This is a genomic window from Flavobacterium succinicans LMG 10402 (genome assembly GCF_000611675.1).
Lineage (GTDB): Bacteria > Bacteroidota > Bacteroidia > Flavobacteriales > Flavobacteriaceae > Flavobacterium > Flavobacterium succinicans.
This window is the reverse complement of record NZ_JATV01000013.1, coordinates 39,045-63,092: the sequence shown is the minus strand read 5'-3', so window position 1 is coordinate 63,092 and position 24,048 is coordinate 39,045. Positions and strand designations below refer to the sequence as shown.

Annotated in this window: 20 protein-coding genes; 7 read left to right on the top strand and 13 right to left on the bottom strand. The window is 34.1% G+C overall.

Translation table 11 applies throughout. The annotated features are described in order from the left end of the window. Nucleotides 1–30: 30 nt before the first annotated feature. Entirely contained in the window at nt 31–522 is a 492-nt protein-coding gene (locus AO58_RS0113100) for a metallophosphoesterase family protein (RefSeq protein WP_024982138.1), read from the top strand. Here AO58_RS0113100 and AO58_RS0113095 read toward each other — a convergent pair whose 3' ends face one another. The 4 genes from AO58_RS0113095 to AO58_RS0113080 all read right to left on the bottom strand — a co-directional run bounded on the left by AO58_RS0113095 (nt 523) and on the right by AO58_RS0113080 (nt 5,256). Continuing rightward, complete coding sequence (locus tag AO58_RS0113095; protein WP_024982137.1) at nt 523–2,220, bottom strand: tetratricopeptide repeat-containing sensor histidine kinase; 1,698 nt, start codon at nt 2,218–2,220, stop codon at nt 523–525. A gap of 100 nt (nt 2,221–2,320) precedes the next feature. Then, nucleotides 2,321–4,021, bottom strand: coding sequence for a tetratricopeptide repeat-containing sensor histidine kinase (locus AO58_RS0113090; RefSeq protein ID WP_024982136.1), 1,701 nt, complete (start codon nt 4,019–4,021; stop codon nt 2,321–2,323). A 32-nt stretch (nt 4,022–4,053) separates the two neighbouring features. Beyond that, nucleotides 4,054–4,713, bottom strand: coding sequence for a response regulator (locus AO58_RS0113085; protein ID WP_024982135.1), 660 nt, complete (start codon nt 4,711–4,713; stop codon nt 4,054–4,056). A 129-nt stretch (nt 4,714–4,842) separates the two neighbouring features. After that, nucleotides 4,843–5,256 (bottom strand): DUF4293 domain-containing protein, encoded by a 414-nt coding sequence (locus AO58_RS0113080; RefSeq protein ID WP_024982134.1) that lies wholly within the window; start codon nt 5,254–5,256, stop codon nt 4,843–4,845. Between the two features lie 184 nt (nt 5,257–5,440). Between AO58_RS0113080 and rho the strand changes: the two genes are divergently transcribed. Next, on the top strand, nt 5,441–7,282 hold the full coding sequence (gene rho / locus AO58_RS0113075; RefSeq protein ID WP_024982133.1) for a transcription termination factor Rho: 1,842 nt from the start codon (nt 5,441–5,443) through the stop codon (nt 7,280–7,282). 64 nt (nt 7,283–7,346) lie between these two features. Here the strand turns inward: rho and AO58_RS0113070 are convergent, their stop codons facing one another. Continuing rightward, a complete protein-coding gene (locus AO58_RS0113070) occupies nt 7,347–7,895 on the bottom strand; it encodes a DUF1599 domain-containing protein (RefSeq protein WP_024982132.1) in 549 nt (182 codons plus the stop codon). 87 nt (nt 7,896–7,982) lie between these two features. Between AO58_RS0113070 and folP the strand changes: the two genes are divergently transcribed. Beyond that, complete coding sequence (gene folP, locus AO58_RS0113065) at nt 7,983–8,810, top strand: dihydropteroate synthase (RefSeq protein ID WP_024982131.1); 828 nt, start codon at nt 7,983–7,985, stop codon at nt 8,808–8,810. 6 nt (nt 8,811–8,816) lie between these two features. Then, nucleotides 8,817–9,452, top strand: a complete 636-nt coding sequence (locus AO58_RS0113060) for a hypothetical protein (protein ID WP_024982130.1) — start codon at nt 8,817–8,819, stop codon at nt 9,450–9,452. 142 nt (nt 9,453–9,594) lie between these two features. Here the strand turns inward: AO58_RS0113060 and AO58_RS0113055 are convergent, their stop codons facing one another. The 5 genes from AO58_RS0113055 to AO58_RS0113035 form a co-directional block, all read right to left on the bottom strand. After that, a complete protein-coding gene (locus AO58_RS0113055) occupies nt 9,595–10,305 on the bottom strand; it encodes a YebC/PmpR family DNA-binding transcriptional regulator (RefSeq protein WP_024982129.1) in 711 nt (236 codons plus the stop codon). Between the two features lie 94 nt (nt 10,306–10,399). Continuing rightward, nucleotides 10,400–12,427 (bottom strand): S41 family peptidase, encoded by a 2,028-nt coding sequence (locus AO58_RS0113050; RefSeq protein ID WP_024982128.1) that lies wholly within the window; start codon nt 12,425–12,427, stop codon nt 10,400–10,402. Nucleotides 12,428–12,433: 6 nt separating this feature from the next. Next, the gene (gene gcvT, locus AO58_RS0113045) at nt 12,434–13,516 is read right to left on the bottom strand and encodes a glycine cleavage system aminomethyltransferase GcvT (RefSeq protein WP_024982127.1); all 1,083 of its coding nucleotides are present in this window, start codon (nt 13,514–13,516) and stop codon (nt 12,434–12,436) included. Nucleotides 13,517–13,635: 119 nt separating this feature from the next. After that, nucleotides 13,636–15,078 carry a M20/M25/M40 family metallo-hydrolase gene (locus tag AO58_RS0113040; RefSeq protein WP_024982126.1) on the bottom strand — a complete coding sequence of 481 codons (1,443 nt, stop codon included), beginning with the start codon at nt 15,076–15,078 and terminating at the stop codon, nt 13,636–13,638. A gap of 344 nt (nt 15,079–15,422) precedes the next feature. Continuing rightward, entirely contained in the window at nt 15,423–16,310 is an 888-nt protein-coding gene (locus AO58_RS0113035; RefSeq protein ID WP_024982125.1) for a YitT family protein, read from the bottom strand. A 255-nt stretch (nt 16,311–16,565) separates the two neighbouring features. Between AO58_RS0113035 and AO58_RS0113030 the strand changes: the two genes are divergently transcribed. Then, nucleotides 16,566–17,141, top strand: a complete 576-nt coding sequence (locus AO58_RS0113030; RefSeq protein ID WP_024982124.1) for a hypothetical protein — start codon at nt 16,566–16,568, stop codon at nt 17,139–17,141. A 59-nt stretch (nt 17,142–17,200) separates the two neighbouring features. Next, nucleotides 17,201–19,009: an adenylate/guanylate cyclase domain-containing protein gene (locus tag AO58_RS0113025; RefSeq protein ID WP_139225576.1), complete on the top strand. Its 1,809-nt coding sequence runs from the start codon at nt 17,201–17,203 to the stop codon at nt 19,007–19,009. 29 nt (nt 19,010–19,038) lie between these two features. Here AO58_RS0113025 and AO58_RS0113020 read toward each other — a convergent pair whose 3' ends face one another. Beyond that, nucleotides 19,039–19,551 (bottom strand): GNAT family N-acetyltransferase, encoded by a 513-nt coding sequence (locus AO58_RS0113020; RefSeq protein WP_024982122.1) that lies wholly within the window; start codon nt 19,549–19,551, stop codon nt 19,039–19,041. 40 nt (nt 19,552–19,591) lie between these two features. Beyond that, nucleotides 19,592–20,134: a hypothetical protein gene (locus AO58_RS0113015; protein ID WP_024982121.1), complete on the bottom strand. Its 543-nt coding sequence runs from the start codon at nt 20,132–20,134 to the stop codon at nt 19,592–19,594. Nucleotides 20,135–20,294: 160 nt separating this feature from the next. On the opposite strand from AO58_RS0113015, the gene AO58_RS0113010 reads away from it, so the two are divergent. Then, nucleotides 20,295–23,480: a glycosyl hydrolase gene (locus AO58_RS0113010; protein WP_024982120.1), complete on the top strand. Its 3,186-nt coding sequence runs from the start codon at nt 20,295–20,297 to the stop codon at nt 23,478–23,480. Between the two features lie 53 nt (nt 23,481–23,533). Here AO58_RS0113010 and AO58_RS0113005 read toward each other — a convergent pair whose 3' ends face one another. Next, nucleotides 23,534–24,004 (bottom strand): hypothetical protein, encoded by a 471-nt coding sequence (locus tag AO58_RS0113005; protein ID WP_035717803.1) that lies wholly within the window; start codon nt 24,002–24,004, stop codon nt 23,534–23,536. Between the last annotated feature and the right edge of the window lie 44 nt (nt 24,005–24,048).

Below are 24,048 nucleotides of genomic sequence, written 5' to 3'. Positions count from 1 at the left end.
TGCTGTCTTTTATTTTTAATCTTCCATAGTATGACCAGAATTCTTTTGCTATCAGATACGCACAGCCACATCGATGAGGCGATTTTGAAACATGTAGCTTGGGCTGATGAAGTTTGGCATGCAGGTGATATTGGAGATTTGAATGTGACCGATACGCTAAAAAAACACAAGCCTTTGCGAGCAGTGTACGGTAATATTGATGGGAATGAAGCTAGAATTGAATTTCCCTTACACAATCGTTTTGTGTGTGAGCAAGTTTCGGTTTGGATTACGCATATTGGCGGTTATCCTGGGAAATATAATCCTGCTGTTAGAGATGAAATGGCAACGAATCCGCCTATGTTATTTATTTGTGGACACTCTCATATTTTGAAAGTTCAGTTTGATAAGAAGCATAATTTGTTACACATGAATCCCGGTGCTGCTGGAAAAAGCGGTTTTCATCAGGTTCGTACACTGTTGCGATTTGTGATTGATGGCGATAAAATTAAAGACTTGGAAATTGTCGAAATGAAAAAATAATTACGCAACAGGAATAATAAGTTTGATGGTTGTTCCTTGATTTTTTTTGGAGGTGATTACAAATTCCCCTTTCATATTGTTGATTCGTGCTTTGATTCTGTTGATTCCGTAACCATCGGTGCTGTTTTTTTGAAGGTCATTAAATCCTTTTCCGTTGTCTTGAATGGTGATATGAAGTTGTTGATCTTCTATGATGGTTTCAATTTTGGAGTAGTTGGCTTTACTGTGTTTTAGTATATTGTTTATCAATTCTGAAACAATAAAGTAGAGTTTGATTTCGAATGTTTCATCGAATCGAGTCTCAATATCGATGGTGTTGCTGTAGTCAAACTTGATATTGGAGTTGGAGTTTTTTTCGCATAAATCTTCTAAGGCAAAAAACAAACCAAAACGAACGAGTAAGGAAGGCATGAGTTCATGTGAGAGGTCTCTTACTTTGTGATGAGCATCATCGAGAATGTGTTTTGTTTTTAGGATTTCTTCGCTCGGTGTTTGGGTAGTGGTACTAAAAACATTCAAATGCATGCCTGCAGATGATAATAACGCACTAATATTATCGTGTAATACCGTGGCAATTTTCATCCGTTCAGACTCTTGCCCATCAATAGTAGCATTGATTATGTTTTGTTGTACTTTGTTTTGAATCTCTTTAATTTTGTCTTTATGCTTGTATTTTTCATGTAACGAAACGGCATAAAAAAGAAAAAATATTAGTAATGAAAATACGATGATTAGTACTACCTTTTTTTTGTTTTGAGCTTGTTGTTCCATCCAAAAGGTTTCTTTGGTTTTGAAAGTTGAAGCAATAGTGGCTATTTCTCTTTTGTATTCTTCAACTTCAAGATTAATCCCTGTGTTTTTGGCTGTTTTTATCTTGCTGTCGTTTTGAATTTGATTGGTTAAATCTTCAAATTTTTTACCGTAAGTGTAGGCTTCTTTGAATTGTTTAGTTTTGGCTAGAAAAAGGGAATAATTATAGTATACAACTGATAAATCAAATTTCTCATTGCTATTTATACCAAATTTTATGGCCTTTTGATAAAATTGAGCAGCTTTTGGATAATCATTTAGGTATTCAGAATACATACCGTTTAGCATATTGAGTATAGTGAGTGTTGATTCATCAGCATATTTTTTTTGGTATTTATTTAAGTAATCCAAAGAACTCTTGCCGTTGGAGAATTGATTTTCTTGAAAAAAAGCCCAAGTAATGTTTAATTTTCTTAAGAATATTTTACTGGTATCGGCAATTTTTTCTGTATAAAATAATGATTTTTGGTAATGTTCTAGACCTTTTTTATATTCTTTTTTTTCAAAGAAATAAATGTTGGCTAGATTGTTGTAAATTTTTCCTTTTAAAGTGTCATCTTCGGTTTTTTGGGCAAATATTAAGCTTTTTTGGTAATAGAAAAATGCTTTTTCTAATAGGAACAAATCATCGAAATTCACTCCAATTACGTTATAAGATTTCGCAATTAATTTATTGTCTTTGAGTAGTAGTGCTTTAGAGAGCGCGAGATTGGATTGCTTTAAGGACGTTTCGTAACGGTCATTTTTCCAATTTTCAATGGCTTGATTGAGTAGTTTTTGGATTTTTTGTTCTGTGACAACTTCATTTTGTGAATAGCAGATAATAGGTAAAAGGTACCAACAAATTTTAAAAATTATTTTTCCAAAAGAATTTAGTAGTGGATTCATGTGTACTTCAAAATTGTTTTCTGGTTTACTATTCGTTGAATGTATCGGTATTATTAGCTGTTTTTTTGTTTTTATAATAAAGCGTTGAAAGTAGCTATCATCATGCTATAACTGGAACAATGAGTTCAATAGAACTTCCATTTTCGTTATCAGACACGATGTAAATTTCTCCATGCATACTGTGAATTCTGGCTTTGATTCTATTAATTCCAAATCCTTCGATGCTTGAACTGTTTTCATTAAATCCTTTTCCGTTATCTTTTACAAGGATATGTAGTTGATTGTTAATTAATGCTACATGTAGTTTTGCATGAGAAGCCTTGCTATGTTTTAGGATGTTGTTGAGCAACTCAGAAATAATAAAGTACAGTTTCATTTCAAAGGCTTCTTCAAATCTAGTGGACATCTCTAAGTCATGTATGAATTCAAATTGAATTTGGGAATTCGAATTTTTTTCACACAAATCATCTAAAGCATACATCAACCCAAAACGGACCAAAAGCGCTGGCATCAGTTCATGTGATAAGTCGCGAACTTTATGATGAGCTTCTTCAAGGATGTATTTTGTTTTTAGGATTTCATCGGATTGTTCTTCATTTTTACTTGAAAAAACGTTGATATGCATCCCTGCAGACGAAAGTAAAGCACTGATGTTATCATGAAGAAATGCAGCTATTTTTCTGCGCTCTGATTCTTGTCCATCGATAGTGGCATTAATTAAATTTTGTTGGTTTTGGTTTTGTAATTCTTTGAGTTTGTTTTTTTGCTTTAGTTTTTCATTTATGGCTAAAAAATAAAAAATGATGAGTATTAAAATCGAAAGTGTTACAATGACTAATACTATTTTTTTATTACGTGATTGCTCCTCCTTCCAAATAGTTTCTTTGTTTTTATAGGTCACGGCAATTTTGTCAATCTCTCTTTTGTACTCATCTAATTCTAAATTAATTCCGGCTAAATTGGCTTTTTTTATTTTATCTTCTGAATTAATTTCTTCAGTGAGTTGATTGTATTTTTCTAAGTTTCGATAAGCTTCTTGGTGTTTGCCAATTTGGTTTAAAAATCGAGAATATTCTAAATATGTATATGAAAGATCTGATTTTTCTTGGTTTTCAATCCCAGTTTTTATGGCTTTTGTGAAGTGGGTAGTCGCTTTTTCAGGTTGTTTTTTAAACTTGAAATACATTCCATTCAACATGTGTAGTACTGTACTTAAAGCAGGGTCACCATATTTTTTAAAATGAGTGTTCACAAACGCCAAATATCTATATCCTTCCTTGTATTTTTCAATATCAAAAAAAGCCCAAGTTATATTGATTTTGGTAAAAACCATTTTTACAGTATCTTTAGTTAGAGTACTATAACCAAGGGATTTGTTATAATGATACACCCCTTTTTTAAAGTTTTTTTTATCAAAAAAATAAATATTACCAAGATTATTGTGTAGGAAGTTTTTTAGCTCGGTTTCTTTGGTTCTATTTGCAAAAAAAAGCCCCTTATTGTAATAAAAAAGAGCTTTTTCATATTCTAATAAACCATCAAAGTTTCCTCCAATGATGTTGTAAATTTGAGCAATTACAGCATCATCTCTTAATAATATAGCGTGGCGTAAGGCAGTTCGAGCTTGGATTAATGATTTTTCATACAACTCATTATGCATGTTATTGACAGCTTCTCGGGATAAAGATTGAATTTCATGTCGAGAAAGTTTTTTTTCTTGAGCATGACTAAAAGATAGAGTTAACAACCACAAAAAGAGTAGCGCAAAAAGAGAGGAAAGAGGTTGTTTTAAAAATTTCATTGGCAGTTTTGATTCACAAAAAAATAAAAAAATTAAGCTTCAATGAGTTGATTTTTAAGTGCATATTTCACAATACTGATCGTGTTTTTCGCTTTTATTTTTTTCATAATATTCTTGCGGTGTGTCTCGACAGTATTGGTACTGATGTATAAGCGCTCGCTTATTTCTTTGCCACTGTATTCTAAAGAAATTAAAATCATAATCTCAAGTTCGCGTTCTGTTAATGTTACGTCGAGTCCAAGAGGTAAAGGTTTTATTTTAGGATTGTTTTTGGTAGCGGTATTGAAAATTTTGTTTTGAACACTTTTACAAAAATATTCTTGCCCTGAATGAATTATGTTAATGGCGTCAATAATGCTCTCGCAGGCGCATTCTTTGGTGAGATAGCCACTAGCTCCAAGTTTCATTACTTCTTTTACAATTTTTAAATCGTCATAGCTGGATAAAATAATGACCTTGCATGGAAAACCTTTTTTTGCAAATTCCTTTAAAACTTGTATCCCATCTTTTTCAGGCATGCTGATGTCAAGGACAAGAATATCGGTATTGTTTTGAGTCACTTCCTCAAAAATGTGAGTTCCGTTCAGGGATGTTCCTACAATAGAAAAGCCAGGTATGGTGTTTAAAAGCGCTCTAATTCCGTCAATTAGAATTTGATGATCATCGGCTAAATGAATATTTATATTTTGCATAGTATAGATCTTGAACCTTTCAAATATATTCTTTTTTTAAAGATAATCTAAGATTTTTTCTGCAAAAATAAAAAAACCCGATTTATAAAAATCGGGTTTTCCTCGCACAAATAAACTAAGTTTATAGGTTTATCTCAATCTGTCCACAGATTTTACAAGATCTTCATCCTTCTTGATGGCTTTGTTAGCTAAAACTAACAACACGATAGCCAAGACAGGTACAAACATCCCAATACCTTTCTCAGAAACCAATGGGGTTTCTCCAGATAAATTTAGTGAACGATATACAAATAATCCTAATAAAATTAAATTTAATATCATATTCAATCTGCCCATTACAAATTGATTTTGTCGCTTTTTAAATGAAAAAATGCTTACCAAAGATAGGGTAGTACTCAATCCTAAAAGAGCTACATAAACTGGGTTTTGCATGAAATAATAGTCTTTATTATCTGCAGTAATCCATAACGGAAAAAGGTAGGGCAAAACCAAGGTAGCCAAAAAGGCTAAAAATAAGTAGATCGATTGAATGCGTTGTATCATTGTTAGTAATATTCTAACGCAAAAATATATTTTCTTTTTTAGAAATACTATTGTATGATTGAATTTTATTCGTATTATTGCATCATAAATCCGTAAGCACTTCATTTTGCGGTTGATTCAAGAAAAAAATCCTTTCTTTTTCTTCACACAAAATTCCAAATTACAATAATTTAATAAAACTTTCATGTTTGATATTGCTGCATTAAAAGAATTGAAGCTTTCTGAGCTTCAAGAAATTGCTAAAAAAGCAAAAACAATAAAATTTAATGGTGTCAAAAAAGAAACTTTAATAGGTTTGATTTTAGAATATCAAAACGCAGCAGTCGCTACTGTACCTACTAAAGAAACGGTACAAGACAAAGCAGAGATAGAAAAACCTAAGAAAGAAAGAGTACGTATTCTTCCGTCAAAAAAAGAGAAATTAGTTGTCAATAGTAGCGAAGCAACTCTTCAGGAGACAGTAATTGAAGAAAACGTCCTGAATAGAGAGGTTCAAAATCCTTTGCCCGCAGCACCAGAAGCGAAAGTGGATCAACCCAAAGAAGGTAAAGTTCCTGTTGCCAAAACTAACAAAACAGTGAAGTTTAATAAAGCTGCATATGAACAAAAGATGGCGCTTCAGCGTGAAAAAGAGGCAGCTAAATTAGAAAAACCTGCTACAAACGGAGATGCAGATACAATTACTACTAATGCGAAAGAGGTAGTAGCAGTTGACTCAACAGATGCTCCTGAAAAACCGCAGCTGATTAAGAAGATTAATCCAAATCAACTTAAGAAACAAAATCAGAATTCAAATCCAAATGCTAATCAGAATCCCAACGCAAATACTAATCAGAATGGGAATGCAGCAGGAAATCAAAACCCTAATTTTAAAAATAAGAAGAACAATTTTAAAGATGCTGATTTTGAATTTGATGGCATTATAGAAAGTGAAGGTGTATTGGAGATGATGCCTGATGGATATGGCTTTTTGCGTTCCTCGGATTATAATTACTTGGCTTCACCAGATGATATTTATTTGTCTACTTCGCAAATACGCTTATTTGGTTTAAAAACAGGTGATACTGTAAAAGGAGTGGTGCGTCCTCCAAAAGAAGGCGAAAAATATTTTCCTTTAGTACGTGTACTCAAGATAAACGGTCACGATCCACAAGTAGTAAGAGATCGCGTTTCATTTGAACATTTGACTCCTGTTTTTCCTTCTGAAAAATTTAAATTAGCCGAAAAACAATCTACGATTTCTACTCGAATTATGGATTTGTTTTCGCCTATCGGAAAAGGTCAACGTGGTATGGTCGTGGCGCAGCCAAAAACGGGTAAAACCATGTTGTTGAAGGATATCGCCAATGCAATTGCTGCCAATCACCCAGAAGTTTATTTGATTGTTTTATTGATCGATGAGCGTCCGGAAGAAGTTACTGATATGCAACGAAGCGTTAGAGGCGAGGTTATTGCTTCTACTTTTGATAGAGAACCACAAGAGCATGTGAAAATTGCCAACATCGTTTTGGAAAAAGCAAAACGTTTGGTAGAATGTGGGCATGATGTGGTGATTCTTTTGGATTCCATTACACGTTTAGCTAGAGCGTACAATACAGTACAACCCGCGTCAGGAAAAGTGTTAAGTGGAGGGGTTGATGCCAATGCGTTGCAAAAGCCAAAACGTTTCTTTGGTGCTGCAAGAAATGTAGAAAACGGCGGTTCGTTGAGTATTATTGCTACAGCTTTGACCGAAACGGGTTCTAAAATGGATGAAGTTATCTTTGAAGAATTCAAAGGAACTGGAAATATGGAATTACAATTGGATCGAAAAATTGCTAACAAACGAATCTTCCCTGCAATTGATTTGACCTCTTCTAGTACACGTCGTGACGATTTGTTATTGGATCAAAATACCTTACACCGCATGTGGATCATGAGGAAATACCTTTCGGATATGAACCCAATTGAAGCGATGGATTTTATCAATGATCGTTTTAAGAAAACACGAAATAACGAAGAGTTTTTAATATCTATGAATGATTAAAATCTCTGATTCCGATTATACAACAAAAAATCCTCAACTGAGGATTTTTTTGTTTTATATTGATTTACTTTTTGAGATGAAAGCCCATTAAAATTAGAGCAAAAATCGCATAATTGATCATATCTTGGTAATTGGCATCAATGCCTTCAGAGACTAATGTTTTTCCTTTGTTGTCTTCTATTTGTTTTACTCTGAGTAGTTTTTGAAGAATTAAATCGGTAAGTGAACTCACACGCATTTCTCGCCAAGCCTCTCCATAATCATGATTTTTGGCTTCCATCAAGGCTTTGGTAGTGTTGATTTTTTCATCGTACCAATGTATTGCTGTGTTGACATCCAAATCAGGTTGTTCTACTACACCTAATTCTAATTGGATCAATGCCATGATTGAATAATTGATGATCCCGATAAATTCGCCAGTTTCATCTTCGTCTACTTTACGAACTTCATTTTCTTGTAAACTTCGGATGCGTTGTGCTTTGATGAAAATTTGATCGGTTAACGATGGTAATCGCAAAATACGCCATGCACTCCCGTAATCTTTCATTTTATTACTAAATAATTGACGACAAATGGCGATAACCGCATCATATTCCTGTGAAGTATTCTTCATTATTGGTGTATATTTGTATTCTATTGGCTCCAAAAATAAAACAATTTTTTAAACAAATACCAAGTTATTATTAGAATCACAAAAACTATGACAATTAACTGTAATGGACAATTAATCGATTTATCAAGCCCTAAAGTAATGGGGATTTTAAATGTTACTCCTGATTCATTTTTTGATGGTGGGCGTTTTATTAGCGAAAAGTTAGTACTACAGCGTGTTGAAAAAATGCTTGAAGAAGGAGCCACATTTATTGATGTTGGTGGTTATTCTAGTAAACCTGATGCTACATTTGTAACTTCACAGGAAGAAAAAGCTAGAGTACTTCCAATAATTACTGCAATTGTACAACATTTTCCTGAAGCTATAGTGTCAATCGATACCTTTAGAAGTGATGTGGCGCAATTGTGTTTGGATCAAGGGGCGGCTTTAGTGAATGATATTGCTGCAGGAATGTTAGATCCTTTAATGCTTAAAATTGTTGCAAATTACAAAGTACCTTATATCATGATGCATATGAAGGGAACGCCTCAAAATATGACTACTTTAACCACTTACGAGGATGTTACTAAAGAGGTGCTTCACTATTTTTCTGAACGAGTGGCTGTCGCTAGAAGTTTAGGGATTTCGGATATTATTGTGGATCCTGGTTTCGGATTTGCAAAAACTATAGATCATAATTATGAGCTTTTGCGCCATTTGGACTATTTTAGCATGTTGGATTTGCCAATTTTAGCAGGTGTTTCAAGAAAGTCAATGATTTATAAAACTCTTGGTGTTTCTCCTGATGAAGCATTAAATGGTACTACGGTACTCCATACAATCGCTTTGCAAAAAGGAGCGGCTATTCTGAGGGTTCACGATGTTAAAGAGGCGGTTGAAGTGATTAAATTGTGTCAAAAAATAACTATAAAGTAAAAAGGTATGAGGTGTTTTTTATTGTGTTGTATTTGTTGTTTTGTTTTGTCCTGTGAAGGAAAAAAAGAAGTCCAGTTAGTAAAATCTAATGTAACGATCGAAGCTGAAATTGGAGAACACTCTCCCGTTTATATTTTTTTTAAAAAAGATAAAAAGGATACAATTGCTGATTTGAATCGCGCCAATACGATTAGCTCAACCCATTGGGTTTTTACTATTGACAAGCGATTACCTTTGCGTTTAGTGCTACCACAAATAATAAAAATGCAAGCTAAGAAAGAAGGCAGTATGCATAAAAATGAAACATCACAAAACTATTTTTCTTATGCTGATAGCATTCATAAAAACTTAGCGTTTATGCCTTTTTCTACCATTAGTTATAAACTAGAACAACCCAAACAGCAAGGTGTTTTTTTTATAGACAAAAATAATCGAATTGTATTTGATGGTATGGAAGTTAAACGAGAGGAAGTCGAAGATGTTTTACAAGAATTTGTAGCAAACAATCGTCAAAGTATTGTGTTTTGCTTTTCGAAAGATTGCAGTTTTGAGCGCTATATTCAAAATAAAATTTACCTTCGAAATTTGAATGCCTACAAACAGTTTTTTTTAGATAAAGCCAATACAGAGTATATTTATTAATTGAATTATTTATTTTTCTAGCCGAATTAAAGATGTTTGCGTAAGCTAGAATTGATACCTAAAGACAAATAAGCATAAAAAAACTTCGCTCAGCAGAACGAAGTTTTTTTTATTTTCATAAGTTGGTGAGTTGTTTAAATAATTACTCTTCCATAGTGTGATAAACATTCATCACATCGTCATCTTCTTCTAGTTTTTCAATTAGTTTTTCAACATCGGCCATTTCAGCTTCAGATAATTTTTTGGTAATTTGTGGAATTCTTTCGAAACCTGAGGATAAGATTTCCATGTTTCTATTTTCCAATTCTTTCTGAATGGTTCCAAAACTACTAAATGGAGCATAAATCAAAATACCATCTTCGTCTTCAAAAACCTCTTCAGCACCAAAATCAATTAATTCTAATTCTAATTCTTCAGCGTCAATTCCTTCCTTTGGAATTCTGAAGTTACAAGTGTGATCGAACATAAATTCTACAGAACCTTGTGTTCCAAATGTGCCATTGCATTTGTTAAAATAACTTCTAACATTGGCTACCGTTCTATTGTTATTATCTGTAGCTGTTTCAATCAATAGTGCAATACCGTGTGGAGCATAACCTTCAAAAAGCACTTCTTTGTAGTTAGCTGTATCTTTATCGGTTGCTTTTTTAATAGCACGCTCTACATTGTCTTTGGGCATGTTAGCCGCTTTGGCATTTTGAATAACGGCTCTTAAACGAGAATTAGCCTCAGGATTTGGGCCTCCTTCTTTAACAGCCATTACAATATCTTTACCAATTCTGGTAAATGCTTTGGCCATTGCAGACCAACGTTTCATTTTTCTACCTTTTCGGAATTCAAAAGCTCTTCCCATTTCTATACAATTTTTGAAATGCAAAAATACAGTTATTCCTTATTTTACCAAATTGATTTTAGATTCTTTTAGTAGAAGTTTGGCATGGAGTGCCTTATTTTAGATTCAAATAATCGTTGATAATCGCAATGGCTTCATTTAGGTAATGATTGTGTTGTAACGCTTTGATTTGATTTTCGTTATTAGGTCTTTCTGAAAAATAAACATTTAACAGCGATTCATTGAATTTAGAATTTTTGACATTCAAATGGACACTTTCGTCTTTGTATTCGTTTAATTCTTTCCAAAGATTGGTAACGGCTAGCTGATCATTAACGATAGCAACAATTTCCATTGGAATCACTGTTTTTGGATTTTTAACTAAATCATTAATTTTATTGTTAAAGCTAATAATAGTTGAAAAGTAATCACTAGCGTTGGTTCTTTTGACACTGTTTTTTTCTAATTGCGTAATGAGCTTGTTTTTTACATAAGGTGTAAAATTAATCGAATTAGGAAGAATGTCATTTTTGAAGGCATTAGGTTGATCGCTTTCTTTAGAGAATACCGTTTCAAAAAGAACCGGTAGTTTTACATTAGGAATGACACCTATACCTTGATGACTTTTGCCTGTTATTCTATAAAATTTGTTTATGGTTACTTTTACAAAATCTTCTTGTTCATTTTCGAGTGGTAGAATGGTTTGCATGGTAGCTTTACCTTGCGTATTACTACCAATTACCATTGCTCTATTGTAATCTTGCAAAATAGTGGCAAAAAATTCACTTGCAGAGGCACTATTTCCATTGACTAAAATGATAACAGGCCCTTTATATAAATAACCACGATAAGGATCTTGGATAATTTGCTGTTTTTTTGTGTTGTCTACAACAATACTTATTGGCCCATGATGTATGAATAAGCCAGCCATTTTTATAGCTTCTTCCATAGATCCACCACCGTTATCGATAAGATCAATGACTAATCCTTCGATATCGTCGTTTTGTAATTTGACGATTTCAGTGGCAACATCTTCAGCGCAACCACTATTGTTTTTGTTGTCAAAATCAGAATAAAAACTAGGTATTTTGATATAACCAATTTTACGTTTATCTTCAATTACGAAACTATATACTGTGTTTTGTTCGTCCTTAATTACTTGTTTTTCTAGGGTAACCTGAAATGTTTTTTCGCCTTTTCGTTTGATCCAGAGCGTAACTATTTTATTGGAGTCAGAAGCAATTAATGTCCCAATTTCCTCTAAGGAGGCACATGTAACTTTTAATGTTTCTTTTTGATTAGAAATGGCTATAATTTGGTCTCCTTTTTTGAGTAGTCCATTTTTGAAAGCAGGTCCATTGGAATCAATTTCTTCAATAAGAATTTGATTTTTTTCGTTTAAGGTTACTAAAAAGCCAAGCGACAATCGCTCTTTTGATAATGATGCTACAAAGTTAGATTTGTTATTTACATTAAAATAATTGGTATGTGGATCAAAATAGGTGCAAAAAAGACCGTATATTTTTTGATCCATCGTGTTGATATTCTTGAGTTGAGTATTGATTTTGCAATTTTCATTTTCAAGGACCAATTTTTTTTGTGCAAAAATCATCGTTTGAAAATTACTTTGAATAGAATCTAAGTTATCACTATTGTAGGCGATGTCATTAAGTATTTCGTATCGAATTTTTTTTCGCCAAATTTTTTCCATCGTTGACGGGGTCATGTATACAGGAAAGGCTTTTTTATACAAACGAATGGTGTCTTTTATCGAAAAATCAAGAGTATCATTGTCCAATCGTTCTAAAAGAACTAAGTTTCTTTTTAGTGCTTTTTGATATGTTTTTGTAAAAGTTGAGATGAATTGGCACTCGTTCTTTAGCATTAAATTGTCTAACTCAAATCTGTAATTTTGTGCTAAGGAATCATATTCTGATTTAAAAAAAATGTTTCTTGCAGGGTCCAGTTGATTGATTAATTGATCAAAAATAAAAACCGATAGACTATCATCTATCGGTTTAGGTTGCACGTGTTCTTTTTGAACTAACGCATTAATTTTGGAAAGAATTTTACATGAAGTGTCATTACTTTGAGCAAAAATAGGGGCGCTCATTACTAGAAACCCCAGTAAAATTTTTTTCATAATTGATTATTTTTTATAAAAAGGAAGTTTGACCACTTTGGCAGGTACGTCATTCTTTCTAATTCGAATAAAGATATCGCTATCAACAGCGCTATTGTTGGTAGTAACATACCCAAGACCAATTCCTTTGTTCATAGACGGTGACATGGTGCCTGACGTTACAATACCGATCACGGCTCCTGTACCATCAACAATTTCGTAATCGTGTCTCGGTACCGCGCGCTCTTGCATTTCAAAAGCAATTAGTTTTTTGGTTACACCTGATTCTTTTTGTTTTTTTAAATTTTCAGCATTTGTAAAGTCTTTGGTGAATTTGGTAATCCATCCTAAACCAGCTTCTAAAGGTGAAGTAGTGTCGTTGATGTCATTACCGTACAAACAAAATCCTATTTCTAGACGTAAGGTGTCTCTTGCAGCTAATCCGATAGGTTTAATACCATAGGCGGCTCCAGCCTCAAAAACTTGGTTCCAAATCGCTTCAACTTGGTCGTTTTTACAATAAATTTCGAAACCACCTGAACCGGTGTATCCTGTTGCAGAAACAATGACATCAGAAAATCCTGCAAAGTCTGTTACTGCAAAATGATAGTAGTTTATAGAAGATAAATCCATTGAAGCAAGTGTTTGCATGGCTTCAACAGCTTTTGGTCCTTGAATGGCCAATAATGAATAATCATCTGAATGATTTTCCATAACAACGCCTAAATCGTTATGAGAGCTAATCCAATTCCAATCTTTTTCAATATTGGAAGCATTGACTACCAAAAGGTATTTTTCTTCTTCCATTTTGTAAATGATCAAATCATCTACAATTCCTCCCTCATTATTGGGCAGGCAAGAATATTGTGCTCTTCCAATAGTTAAAGTGGAAGCATCGTTTGAAGTCACTTTTTGAATCAAAGTTAAAGCATTAGGACCCGAAAGAAAAAATTCTCCCATGTGAGAAACATCAAAAACGCCTACTGCGTTACGTACGGTTTCATGTTCAATATTCACTCCTTCATAAAGAATGGGCATATTGTATCCTGCAAATGGAAGCATTTTGGCTCCTAAACTCTCGTGTATATGCGTAAGCGCTGTGTTTTTCATTTTTATTTTGGTATAAAATTTAGTGGCGCTAATTTATTCAATTTATTTTGTGTAACAAAGAATACTAACACGATATTCTTTTGCGGTTGTAACGTGTGTTTTTTAACAAAATGATGATTTTATGGAAACTCGTTGAGATTATGAAAAAATCTTATGTAAAACCGAATCATATTATGATAATTTTCTATTTCAATATTTTCATCAAAACCATGTACTTTTTCTAAATCGGCATTGGTAAATCGAAGAGGAATATATCTTAAAATGTTTTTACAAGTACGGTTAAAATGTCTTGAATCAGTAGATCCAATAACTAAAATTGGCGCTACAATTGCTTCTGGAAACAACTCTAAACTAGTTTTTGAAAGGGCTTTATATCCTATAGATTTTTTTTTGGCAATTGGCGAAGCATTATAAGTATTGCCTTTTAAAGCTACCTTAACTTTTGGATTTTTAATAACTCTGTTTAAATAAGGAACGATATCTTGCACAGAATCACCTGGGATTAATCTAAAATTAATTGTTGCTGAGGCTTTGTGTGGCAATACATTTTCGGATTGTCCTGAAGTGAAAATGGTCGTTGCAGCCGTTGTCCTTATAAAAGCATTAGTTGAATATTTTTTAGACAACTCTTTTTTTATTAATCCACTAAATAGCCAACTGTTTTTAAATACAATTCTTTGTGTAAAACTCATTTCTGAGGCTATTTCGTCAAATAATTTTTTTGCTAAACCATGGTAATGCGCCTTGAAAGGTTTGTTTTCAATATTGGCAACCGCTTGACTCAATATTCCGATAGCGGTATGTTTTGAAGGCATAGAGGAATGTCCACTTTCTTGATCTACTGTTATTTCTGCCGTTGCATATCCCTTTTCGGCTATGCCAATAAATGATATTGGCTTGCTGATCTCAGGAATAATATCCAAACCAACTCCAGGGCCTTCATCTAAAATTAATTCAAATTCAATTTTGTTTTTAATAAAATATTCAGCAATCTCTTTAGCGCCATTTCCGTCAGCTTCTTCATCATCACCAAAAGCAAAGTAGGTTGTTCGTAAGGGTTGGTATTTGTTTTTTAAGGCGTATTCGGTTGCCTCGAATATTGCAATTAATGAAGATTTGTCATCAAGTGTTCCGCGCCCATAAATGTAACCATCTTTAATTTTGCCCCCAAATGGTGGAAACTGCCATTTACTATTTTGCTGTTTGGCAGGTACCACATCTTGATGAGCCATAAATAAATTTGGCATTAGCTTCGTATTGCTTCCTTCCCATTTTAATAAAATAGAATTGGAATTAACTGGTATTTCTTTTAAACTGGCAAAAACTAAGGGATAACTAGTTTTTAAAAAAGCTTTAAACTTTTTAAATTCTTTGGCATAAAAAAAAAGAGAATCTGGTTTTGAAAGGGTTTCAAATTGAATAGCCTTCACTAAATGTTGTGTGGCTGAATCGCTTATCACTATGTTTTCGTAGGGTAGCGTTTTTTTTTTCTTCTTTCTTAGAAATTGAGCTTGTACAGAAAAAGTGAATAATAAGAGAAAGAAATAGTAAAAGAATTTCATTTTTTTCTAGATTTTAGGTAAAGAAAAGTTGCCAATGTAAAAAGCTAATATAGTTAATAAAATGTTAAACAGGTTATTGTGAGTAGCCTTTTTTTTGACAGCTAATAGTTTGTAGATTCTTAAAAACTAAAACTGTATGATAAAACATCAAAACATCTTGTTTGGATAAATTGTTGGTAATAATCGTCTTTTGTCTTGAGGATTTAATACGAAATATTTTGGCACTTGTAATAGTCTCAACAAGTAATGAGTTGGCAGGTCCAGTAAAAAAAATCAATTAATTGACTTTAATTTGGTTAAAAAAATAAAATAGAACTTGTTTTTGGCAACCCATTTTATGAGAATTAGTGGCTTCTTCTCAGACGAAGAATGCCTCCACTTGCTTCTTTGATGAATTGAATGTAGGTAAAAGCATGTGGATCGACCAGTTTTATTTCGTCTTTGATGCGGAGTAATTCTAATCGGGTGACTATTGTTACAATGATATCGCAGGGTGTTTTTACATGAAAACTTTCAGGAAGATAACCTCTTTCTCCTTTGATTACGGTTATGCCTTTTCCTAATTTTTGAACTACTAATTGTTTCATTTCTTCGCTTTTTGCTGAAATAATGTGCAAAGCTGTATATTGTTCCACTCCATGGGAAATATAATCTAATGCTTTTACGGCCGAAAAATAGGTCACTATTGAATAAAGTGCCGTTGAAATGCCAAAAGACCAAGCTGCGGCTAAAAAAAGTAGCGTATTCAAGGCAAAAATAACTTCCGAAACATTCAAACCAATTTTTCGTGTAGTTAATAAGGCTACGATTTCAATACCATCTGCAACTGATCCACTTCGAATGCACAAGCCCATACCAACCCCAATTAGACATCCCCCAAATAAAGCAATCAGTAATTTGTCAGAAGTTACAGCTTCAATATGAAAAAAAGTATAGCCAACAGCGATTAAAATAAAAGTAATTAAGCTTTGAATGGCAAAAGTCAATCCCAACAATTTATGCCCCAAAAAGATAAAAGGAATATTAAAAACTAAAACTAAAATACTAAAGGGCCAATGTGTAATTTCATGAATTAAGATAGAAATTCCAATAACACCGCCATCCAAAAAACGATTAGGAATCATAAACCCTTTTAAGGCTAATAGAATAAAGGCAACTCCTATGAGATTAAGCACAATGTTCTTGGGTTGAAAAATTTCTTTCCAGTCTATCGTATTGGGTTTTTGTTTCATTTTTGGTTGCTTTGATCTATAAAATTAGTTATAATCTTTTAAATAGCTCATATTCAATTATTTATTTTTTTTTATTTGGAGAAAAAATTTAAATTTTTACGCCAAATAACTTTTTTTAAATACATATAAAAACCTATTTATTAAAACTGTATCTTTGATTAACTCCTGTTTATATGCTTGTAAATCAATTATTTGTGTTGTGTAATGTGTCGTTCTGTGAAAAACTTATAATAAAATTTTAAAAATCAATGCATCATGGGTAAAAGAGTTAAAATTCAGCTGAATGTAGAAGCTAGCCGATTGTTTCAAATGTCCCATCCTACTCAGGATGATATACATGAACGTTGTTATTTATCAGATGATAACGATGGGCTCTCAGAGACTGGAAAAATTCAAGATTTTTTATCTAACATATACTTGAGTCAAGAAGTAGAGTGGGAAGGTGTAACCAATGATAAGTGGTATTCTATAGCTATAGATAAGATTGTCTATGATTTAGATGCTACGAATGATGATTTTGAAATGTGTTTTGGTAATGACGATTCCGATGATTTAATGTTAATTGGAAAAGGAGGTACATCGGGCAATGTAGTGGCAACGGTAAAAGATCGTGAAAGTTTAATAGGAAAGCAAAACGTCTACAAGATCCATTTTTCGATACATTACAAAGAAGCATCTAAATCGTATATCATTGATCCGAAAGTCGAAATTAATCCTAATGCTGCCAGCGTTATGCCGAAGTTGGACATTAATCCCAGTCTAAACGTTATGCCTAAATTGGATATCAATCCTAGTTCTGGAGTAACTCCGAAATTAGATATCAACCCCTAATTTTTAAACAAACTTTTGTATTGAATACTTTATCCAATATTTTTATTAAATGTTGCGTGATGTGCTTCGTTATGCTTCTTGCAGTAGGCACTAAGCTACAGGCGCAAGACCAAAAAGTAGCAGACAGTCTGGCTATTATTTACAAAAAAGGAGGTAATACGACAGCTGTTCAACTAGAATTACTTCGTAATTTAGCATTCAATGAACTTAACGATTTGTCATTAGCAATTAGATATACTAATGAATTAATTGTGTTATCAAGAAAGTCAAAGAATGACCTGTATTTGTTTAGAGGTTATTATCTTAGGGGTAACAAACTCAAGTTGAAAGGAAACCTTCAAGAAGCGTTGAGCGATTTTTTGTTGGCAATAAAAATTGCTCAAAATTCAAAAAATTTAGTTGGAGAAGGCGTAACTTATATGGCAATGGCTAATGTTTTTTCGGTAATGAAAGACACGAAAAAGGCCTATTCATATTATGAAAAAGCAATAGCAATTTTACGAAAATCAAATGAACCATTGAAGTTAGCGTCAGCGCTATCCAATCTTGGGGATGAATATTTAAAAAACAATCAATTAGCACAAGCTTTAGAGTATTTTTCTGAGTCAGGTACGTATTTTGAAAAATCGGGATATACCAGTGGTATTGCTTATACTTTGGGTAATATGGGTGTGATCTATTTCAAACAAGGAAAAAATAAAGAAGCTGAGAGCAATTTAAATCAAGCCATACAATCCTTAGAATCTATCGAAGATTTTTATGGGATTTCTGAATATTTGATCCATTTGTCTGATATTTATAGTAAGCAGAATAATTGGAGTAAAGCCCTTAGTGCAGCTAAACGAAGTTATCAATTGGCTGTTAAAAACGGTTATAAAGACCAAATTAGCACTTCGAGTTTACAATTGTCCAAAATCTATGAATCTACACACAAAAGCAACCTATCTTTATCGTATTTTAAAAAATATGTAGCCTATAAAGATAGTGTTAGCAATGTGAAAATGGTACAAGAGTTAGCCGATTTAAGAACCAATTTTGAGGTTTCAAAAAAACAAGCGGAAGTAAACATACTGGAGAAAGAATCAGAAATTCAGAAACTATTGGCTAAGAAGCAGCAAAATGTGATCTATGCTACAGTTGTTGTAATTATTTTAATTAGTCTTTTAGTAGTGGGTTTATTTAGGAGGTATCAATTCATCAAAAAAACCAATGCTATTATCGAATCAGAAAAAAATAGATCTAATGCATTATTATTGAATATTTTGCCTGAAGAAACAGCGGCAGAATTGAAACAATCTGGAAGTGTGAGGGCTAAAAAATTTGATTCAGTGTCAGTTCTATTTACAGATTTTGTTGGATTTACGGCATATGCTGAAAATTTATCTCCAGAAAAATTAGTAGAAAGTGTTGATTATTACTTCTCAAAATTTGATGCCATTATTGAAAAATACGATTTAGAAAAGATTAAAACGATTGGCGACGCCTATATGTGTGCAGGTGGCTTGCCTTTTGAAACTAACGATCATGCTTACAAAATGATACTAGCTGCTCAGGAGATTATTAACTGTGTAGCCTTGGCCAAAACCGAAAGAGACGTGTTCCATGTTCGTTTTGATATTCGGATTGGAATCAGCACCGGGCCAGTTGTAGCAGGTGTAGTTGGAACAAAGAAATTTGCCTATGATATTTGGGGAGATACCGTAAATACGGCTTCTAGAATGGAATCCAACTCCGAAACTGGTAAAATCAATATTTCAGAAGCGACTTTTGAGTTGGTCAAAGATCGTTTCTCATGTGAATATCGTGGCAATATCGAGGTAAAAAACAGAGGTAGAATGAATATGTATTTTATAAAACAGACCATATAAATTCTCTTAGTTTTAAATAATAAATTGGTTTAGTGCGCAATCTTCTTTTCTAAGATTATAAAATCTAAAGATTTTGCTGTTAGTGCTTTATCTTTATTGCTAAATGGAAAGGGCTCTGTTTTACCAGTGTCCTTATAACCATTTCGAATGTACCAAGCTAAAAGCTCTTTTCGAAGGCCGATAACAGTCATTTGAATAGTGTTCAAATGTAAATGTTTTGCTTTTTCCTCCGCGGCTTTCAATAATTGTTTTCCCAATCCACCGTTTTGAAGTTCGGGTGAAACGGTCAGCATCCCTAAATACAGTACCTCTTTTTTAGCAATAAGCAAAACGTTTCCAATTATTCTTTGATTGCGTGTAAATTTGAGCATGTAATGATCAGGCGACGTAATGATTGTGTGCAATTCCGCTTCGGAAGTTCTGCTGCCATCTAATAAATCTGCTTCTGTGGTCCAACCTTTCTTTGAACTTTCTCCACGGTAAGCGGAGTTAATTAGTGCAGATAATTCAATAGCGTCTGCCGTTGTAGCGGGAGTAATCATAACTGATAAAGTTTATTTTTTTAAATGAGATTCTGCAGGACTACTCTTTTGGTAATGGAGCACCAACAGCAATGTCGCATCGATGTTTGGCTTGACCGTGAGGTGGATTCATACCTTCTGGAGTAGGTGTTCCTTCGGTTGGTGCAGCTAGTAAAGAGGGTACTGCAGTAGTTGTATTGGTTGAGGTTGGAGTACTAACTACAGTAGTATTAGGTGTGGTGACATTTTTTGGTTTTGGAGAATTTAAAGGTGCTCCAACAGGAATATCACAACGGTGCTTCGGTTGACCATGCGGAGGATTCATCCCTGCTGGTGTAACAGTGGTAGTTGTAGTAGCATTTGGATTTTTAACAACGGTATATTTGTATTGATACATCACACTTTCTTTTTGGTCTGACTTTTCCACATATGCAGATGTATTAGCAGGATTGGTGGGTGTAGAAGGAGCAGTTGTTGTAGCCATTTGAGTAAAAGGAACAACATTGCTTCGTTGATCTGTTACAGTATTTTCTTCTTCTTTTTTACAAGAAAAAAGAACTAAGCTCGTCAATAATGTAAGGTAAAAATAAAAAGCAGTTTTCATGATTCGATCCGTTTAGAAAATTCAAATATATGATTTTTAGTTATGGATTATAGTGCTCCCTTTTAATATTATTGTTTAGAAAAAATGTTTTTTTTACCGTATAAAGTAGACTACTACAGAAACATTACATATTTTTGAACCAAAGCTATAACCTTATATTATGACCAAAAAACTGTTTTTAGTACTACTATTGGCTTCCATTAGTAGTACGTTGTTCGCTCAGAAGAATATCTCTTCTAAGCCAGCAGATTTAAATGCACAACTTAAAGTGTCCAAATGGCGATCTATAGGTCCTTTTAGGGGCGGACGATCGGTAACCGCTACAGGAGTAACATCCGATCCATTAACGTATTACATGGGGACGACTGGCGGTGGTTTGTGGAAAACACAAGACATGGGAGTGAGTTGGCATCCAATTTCGGACGGTTTTTTTAAAACGAGCTCTGTTGGTGCTATTACAGTTGCGGAAAGTGATCCTAATGTGATTTATGTTGGAATGGGAGAACATGCAGTTCGTGGGGTAATGACGCATCATGGCGATGGTATCTATAAAAGTACCGATGCCGGTAGAACTTGGAAACATCTTGGACTAGAGACTACTCAACATATTTCTCGCATTTGTATAGATCCTAAAAATTCAGATATTGTTTATGTTGCGGCTCAAGGAGCGCTTTACAGCAAGTCGCAAGATAGAGGGATATACAAAACTACCAATGGAGGTCTAACATGGGAAAAAATATTATACAAAAATGACCAAACTGGTGCTGTCGAATTATCGATGGATGCTACAAATTCTAGAATTTTATATGCGGCGATGTGGGAACATGGTCGCAAGCCTTGGCAAGTCACCAGTGGTGGAGCAGGTAGTGGTTTGTACAAGTCAGTGGACAGTGGTGTTACTTGGACTCCTATGCAAGAAGGTCTTCCTAAGGAAATGGGAAAAATGGCTATTGCCGTATCTCCCACTAATCCAGATAAAGTATATGCTTTGATCGAAAGTGATTGGGAAAAAGAAGCCGGTGGCTTGTATATGTCTAATGATGCTGGAAAATCTTGGTCACAAGTCACAACGGACCATCGACTTATTCAACGTTCTTGGTATTACATTGAATTGTTCATTGACCCTAATCATGAAGATACTATTTATGTAATGAGCGCCCCAGCTATGCGTTCGACTGATGGAGGTAAAACTTGGGAAAACATTTCGAAAACACATGGCGATTACCATAATTTATGGATCAATCCCAAGAATTCGAACAATATGATTATTGCCGATGATGGCGGAGCAGCCATAACTTTTAATAAAGGAAAATCATGGAGTAGCCAAGATATTTATGCTACAGGGCAGTTTTATCGTATTGCGGTCGACAACCAGTTTCCGTATAATATTTATGCAGGGCAACAAGATAATACTTCTGTAAAAATTGCGAGCCGAAATTTTAGCGGATACGGTATTTCTGAAAAAGATTGGAGCGTTTCGGCAGGAGGAGAAAGTGCCTTTTTAGCATTTGATCCTGCTAATCCTAGATTTGTTTTTGGTGGAAGTTATCAAGGAACCATCGAAGTATTAGATACTCAAACCAAAACTAGTACGAATGTTATGGCAGCCCCAATTTTATATCTTGGTCGCGATGCCAAAGATATGAAATACCGTTTCAATTGGAATGCGCCAATTATACGCAGTAAACACGAACCAGACACCTATTTTCATGGGTCACAATTGGTCTTACGTACTGATAACATGGGACAAAGTTGGATAGAAACCTCTCCTGATTTGACTCGAAATGATAAAAGCAAGCAAGGCAAACCGGGTGTGCCATTTACCAATGAGGCAGTAGGAGCCGAGAATTATGGGACATTGGCTTATATCGAAGAATCATCCCTCGAAAAAGGTGTGATGTATACTGGTAGTGACGATGGTTTGGTGCATTTGACTAAAGATGGTGGAAAAACATGGAAAAATGTTACTCCAGCCAATTTGGCGGAGTGCTTGATCAATGCCATTGAGGTATCTCCTTTTGATAAAGCTACAGCTTATATTGCTACTACGCGTTATAAATTTAATGACCATACACCGGGATTATATAAGACTACAGATTACGGAAAAACTTGGAAAAAAATCAACAATGGTATTCCTGCCAATGCCTTTACAAGAGTGATCCGAGAAGATGATACGGTGAAAAACTTGTTATATGCTGGGACAGAATTAGGGGTGTTTGTCTCTTTTGATGGCGGTAATAATTGGCAATCGTTTCAAGTGAACTTGCCTTTGACTCCTATAACTGATTTAAAAGTACATCAAAACAATTTGATCGCGGCAACCTCAGGTCGTGGTTTCTGGATCCTAGATGATTTGAATTTGATTCGTGAATTGGCTAAGGAGTCTAAAGATAGCAAGTCGATTACCGAAACAATTAAATTATTTGCTCCTAATCCAACATTCATTACTACAAGCGGGAGCGAATTGGATGTAACAGATGCTGAATTTAAGGGAATGGGAGTTTCAAAAGGCGTTAATCCTGCTTCGGGAGTTGTTGTGCATTATCAATTGCCGGAACTAAAAGAAAGTGAGGTGGTTACGCTACAAATAAAGGATAATGCTGGTACAATAGTAAGAACATACAGTTCTAAAGTCAATCCTGAACTTAAAAGCTATGATGGTGGTCCAAGTGCTGCCGTATTACTGAGTAAAAACAAGGGATTGAACCGTATCGTTTGGGATATGCGTCATACTTCTTTATTAGGTATTCCTAATGTTTATATTGAAGGAAGTTACGACGGACATAAAGTAGCGCCTGGAACCTACACTATTACCCTTAAAGTGGCTAATCAAGAAAAAAGTGCGCAAGCTACTGTTTTACCTAATCCCTTATTCGACACAAAAGAGAGCGATTACACGGCTTATCATACGTTAAAGATGGATCTAGAACAGCGTTTTAACGAAATGCAAAGCATGATTAATGGTATGTATATAAAACAACAACAAATCAGTACACTGATTGCACAATTGATGAACAGTCCACAGCAAATTACCGTTTTGGCGGAAGCACAAAAGTTAGTACAGAAAATGAAAACTTGGGACGAGTCAATGGTGCAACGCAAATCAAAAGCGTATGACGATGTAGAAAATTTTCCAAATAAATTCAATGCCGATTATTTGTATTTGATCAATCAATCCGAAAGTACCTTGCCTAAAATTACTCAGCCTGTAAGGGATTTAAAGTTGGAGTATGATAACAAATGGATAAAAATGCAAGCCGAAGGCTTTCAAATTTTGAATCAAGACATTCCAGCTTTGAATAAAAAATTATGGGAAGCAGGAGTAGGGGGTATTTGGATCAAATAAACCAGAATACTTTATCAAAAAAGGCAGTGAAATGGAGTATTCACTGCCTTCTTTTATTGTTTAATTTCTTTTTTAATTATGGCTATTTGACCAAGGTGATAATGACAATGTTCTATTAATCCATGGAAGTTGCGGTAGTAGTTGCCATACTTTGCTTCCACAAAATCGTCAAAAAGGTAGCTATCGGGCAATTTTTCAATTAAGGAGGCAATAAGCTCCGCTTCGTCCCATGATTTTTGTTTTAACTGCTCCCAATCGGCTTCACAAGTAAGCACTGGGCTTTCAAAACTAAATTTATCCTTAATATCCAACGTTCCACCTTGCAAAACTGGTATCAATCCATTAATATAGTAATTGCAATGAAACAAAAGTTTGGCAATGCTATTACCTTTTTTAATAGCTAAATTAGCCTCTTGCCATGTAACATTCGAAACCTGATCTTTAAAATTCGATGTGGTCCAGTTGCCTCCAAAGTAAGCTTGCTTTAAGTGCAGAGCGATTTGCGTGGTAATTTGATGACTCATTGATTTCTGTGTTTTTTAATAAATAGCAGTATTTGGTTTGATTT

Excerpts from the sequence above, each read along its gene's own strand:
- AO58_RS0113055 (WP_024982129.1), bottom strand. The coding sequence starts at position 10,305 with ATGGGAAGAGCTTTTGAATTCCGAAAAGGTAGAAAAATGAAACGTTGG.
- AO58_RS0113020 (WP_024982122.1), bottom strand. The coding sequence starts at position 19,551 with ATGATTACTCCCGCTACAACGGCAGACGCTATTGAATTATCTGCACTA.
- AO58_RS0113050 (WP_024982128.1), bottom strand. The coding sequence starts at position 12,427 with ATGAAAAAAATTTTACTGGGGTTTCTAGTAATGAGCGCCCCTATTTTT.
- AO58_RS0113015 (WP_024982121.1), bottom strand. The coding sequence starts at position 20,134 with ATGAAAACTGCTTTTTATTTTTACCTTACATTATTGACGAGCTTAGTT.
- AO58_RS0113025 (WP_139225576.1), top strand. The coding sequence starts at position 17,201 with ATGTGCTTCGTTATGCTTCTTGCAGTAGGCACTAAGCTACAGGCGCAA.
- rho (WP_024982133.1), top strand. The coding sequence starts at position 5,441 with ATGTTTGATATTGCTGCATTAAAAGAATTGAAGCTTTCTGAGCTTCAA.
- folP (WP_024982131.1), top strand. The coding sequence starts at position 7,983 with ATGACAATTAACTGTAATGGACAATTAATCGATTTATCAAGCCCTAAA.
- AO58_RS0113030 (WP_024982124.1), top strand. The coding sequence starts at position 16,566 with ATGGGTAAAAGAGTTAAAATTCAGCTGAATGTAGAAGCTAGCCGATTG.
- AO58_RS0113090 (WP_024982136.1), bottom strand. The coding sequence starts at position 4,021 with ATGAAATTTTTAAAACAACCTCTTTCCTCTCTTTTTGCGCTACTCTTT.
- AO58_RS0113005 (WP_035717803.1), bottom strand. The coding sequence starts at position 24,004 with ATGAGTCATCAAATTACCACGCAAATCGCTCTGCACTTAAAGCAAGCT.
- AO58_RS0113060 (WP_024982130.1), top strand. The coding sequence starts at position 8,817 with ATGAGGTGTTTTTTATTGTGTTGTATTTGTTGTTTTGTTTTGTCCTGT.
- AO58_RS0113100 (WP_024982138.1), top strand. The coding sequence starts at position 31 with ATGACCAGAATTCTTTTGCTATCAGATACGCACAGCCACATCGATGAG.
- AO58_RS0113010 (WP_024982120.1), top strand. The coding sequence starts at position 20,295 with ATGACCAAAAAACTGTTTTTAGTACTACTATTGGCTTCCATTAGTAGT.
- gcvT (WP_024982127.1), bottom strand. The coding sequence starts at position 13,516 with ATGAAAAACACAGCGCTTACGCATATACACGAGAGTTTAGGAGCCAAA.
- AO58_RS0113040 (WP_024982126.1), bottom strand. The coding sequence starts at position 15,078 with ATGAAATTCTTTTACTATTTCTTTCTCTTATTATTCACTTTTTCTGTA.
- AO58_RS0113095 (WP_024982137.1), bottom strand. The coding sequence starts at position 2,220 with ATGAATCCACTACTAAATTCTTTTGGAAAAATAATTTTTAAAATTTGT.
- AO58_RS0113070 (WP_024982132.1), bottom strand. The coding sequence starts at position 7,895 with ATGAAGAATACTTCACAGGAATATGATGCGGTTATCGCCATTTGTCGT.
- AO58_RS0113035 (WP_024982125.1), bottom strand. The coding sequence starts at position 16,310 with ATGAAACAAAAACCCAATACGATAGACTGGAAAGAAATTTTTCAACCC.
- AO58_RS0113080 (WP_024982134.1), bottom strand. The coding sequence starts at position 5,256 with ATGATACAACGCATTCAATCGATCTACTTATTTTTAGCCTTTTTGGCT.
- AO58_RS0113085 (WP_024982135.1), bottom strand. The coding sequence starts at position 4,713 with ATGCAAAATATAAATATTCATTTAGCCGATGATCATCAAATTCTAATT.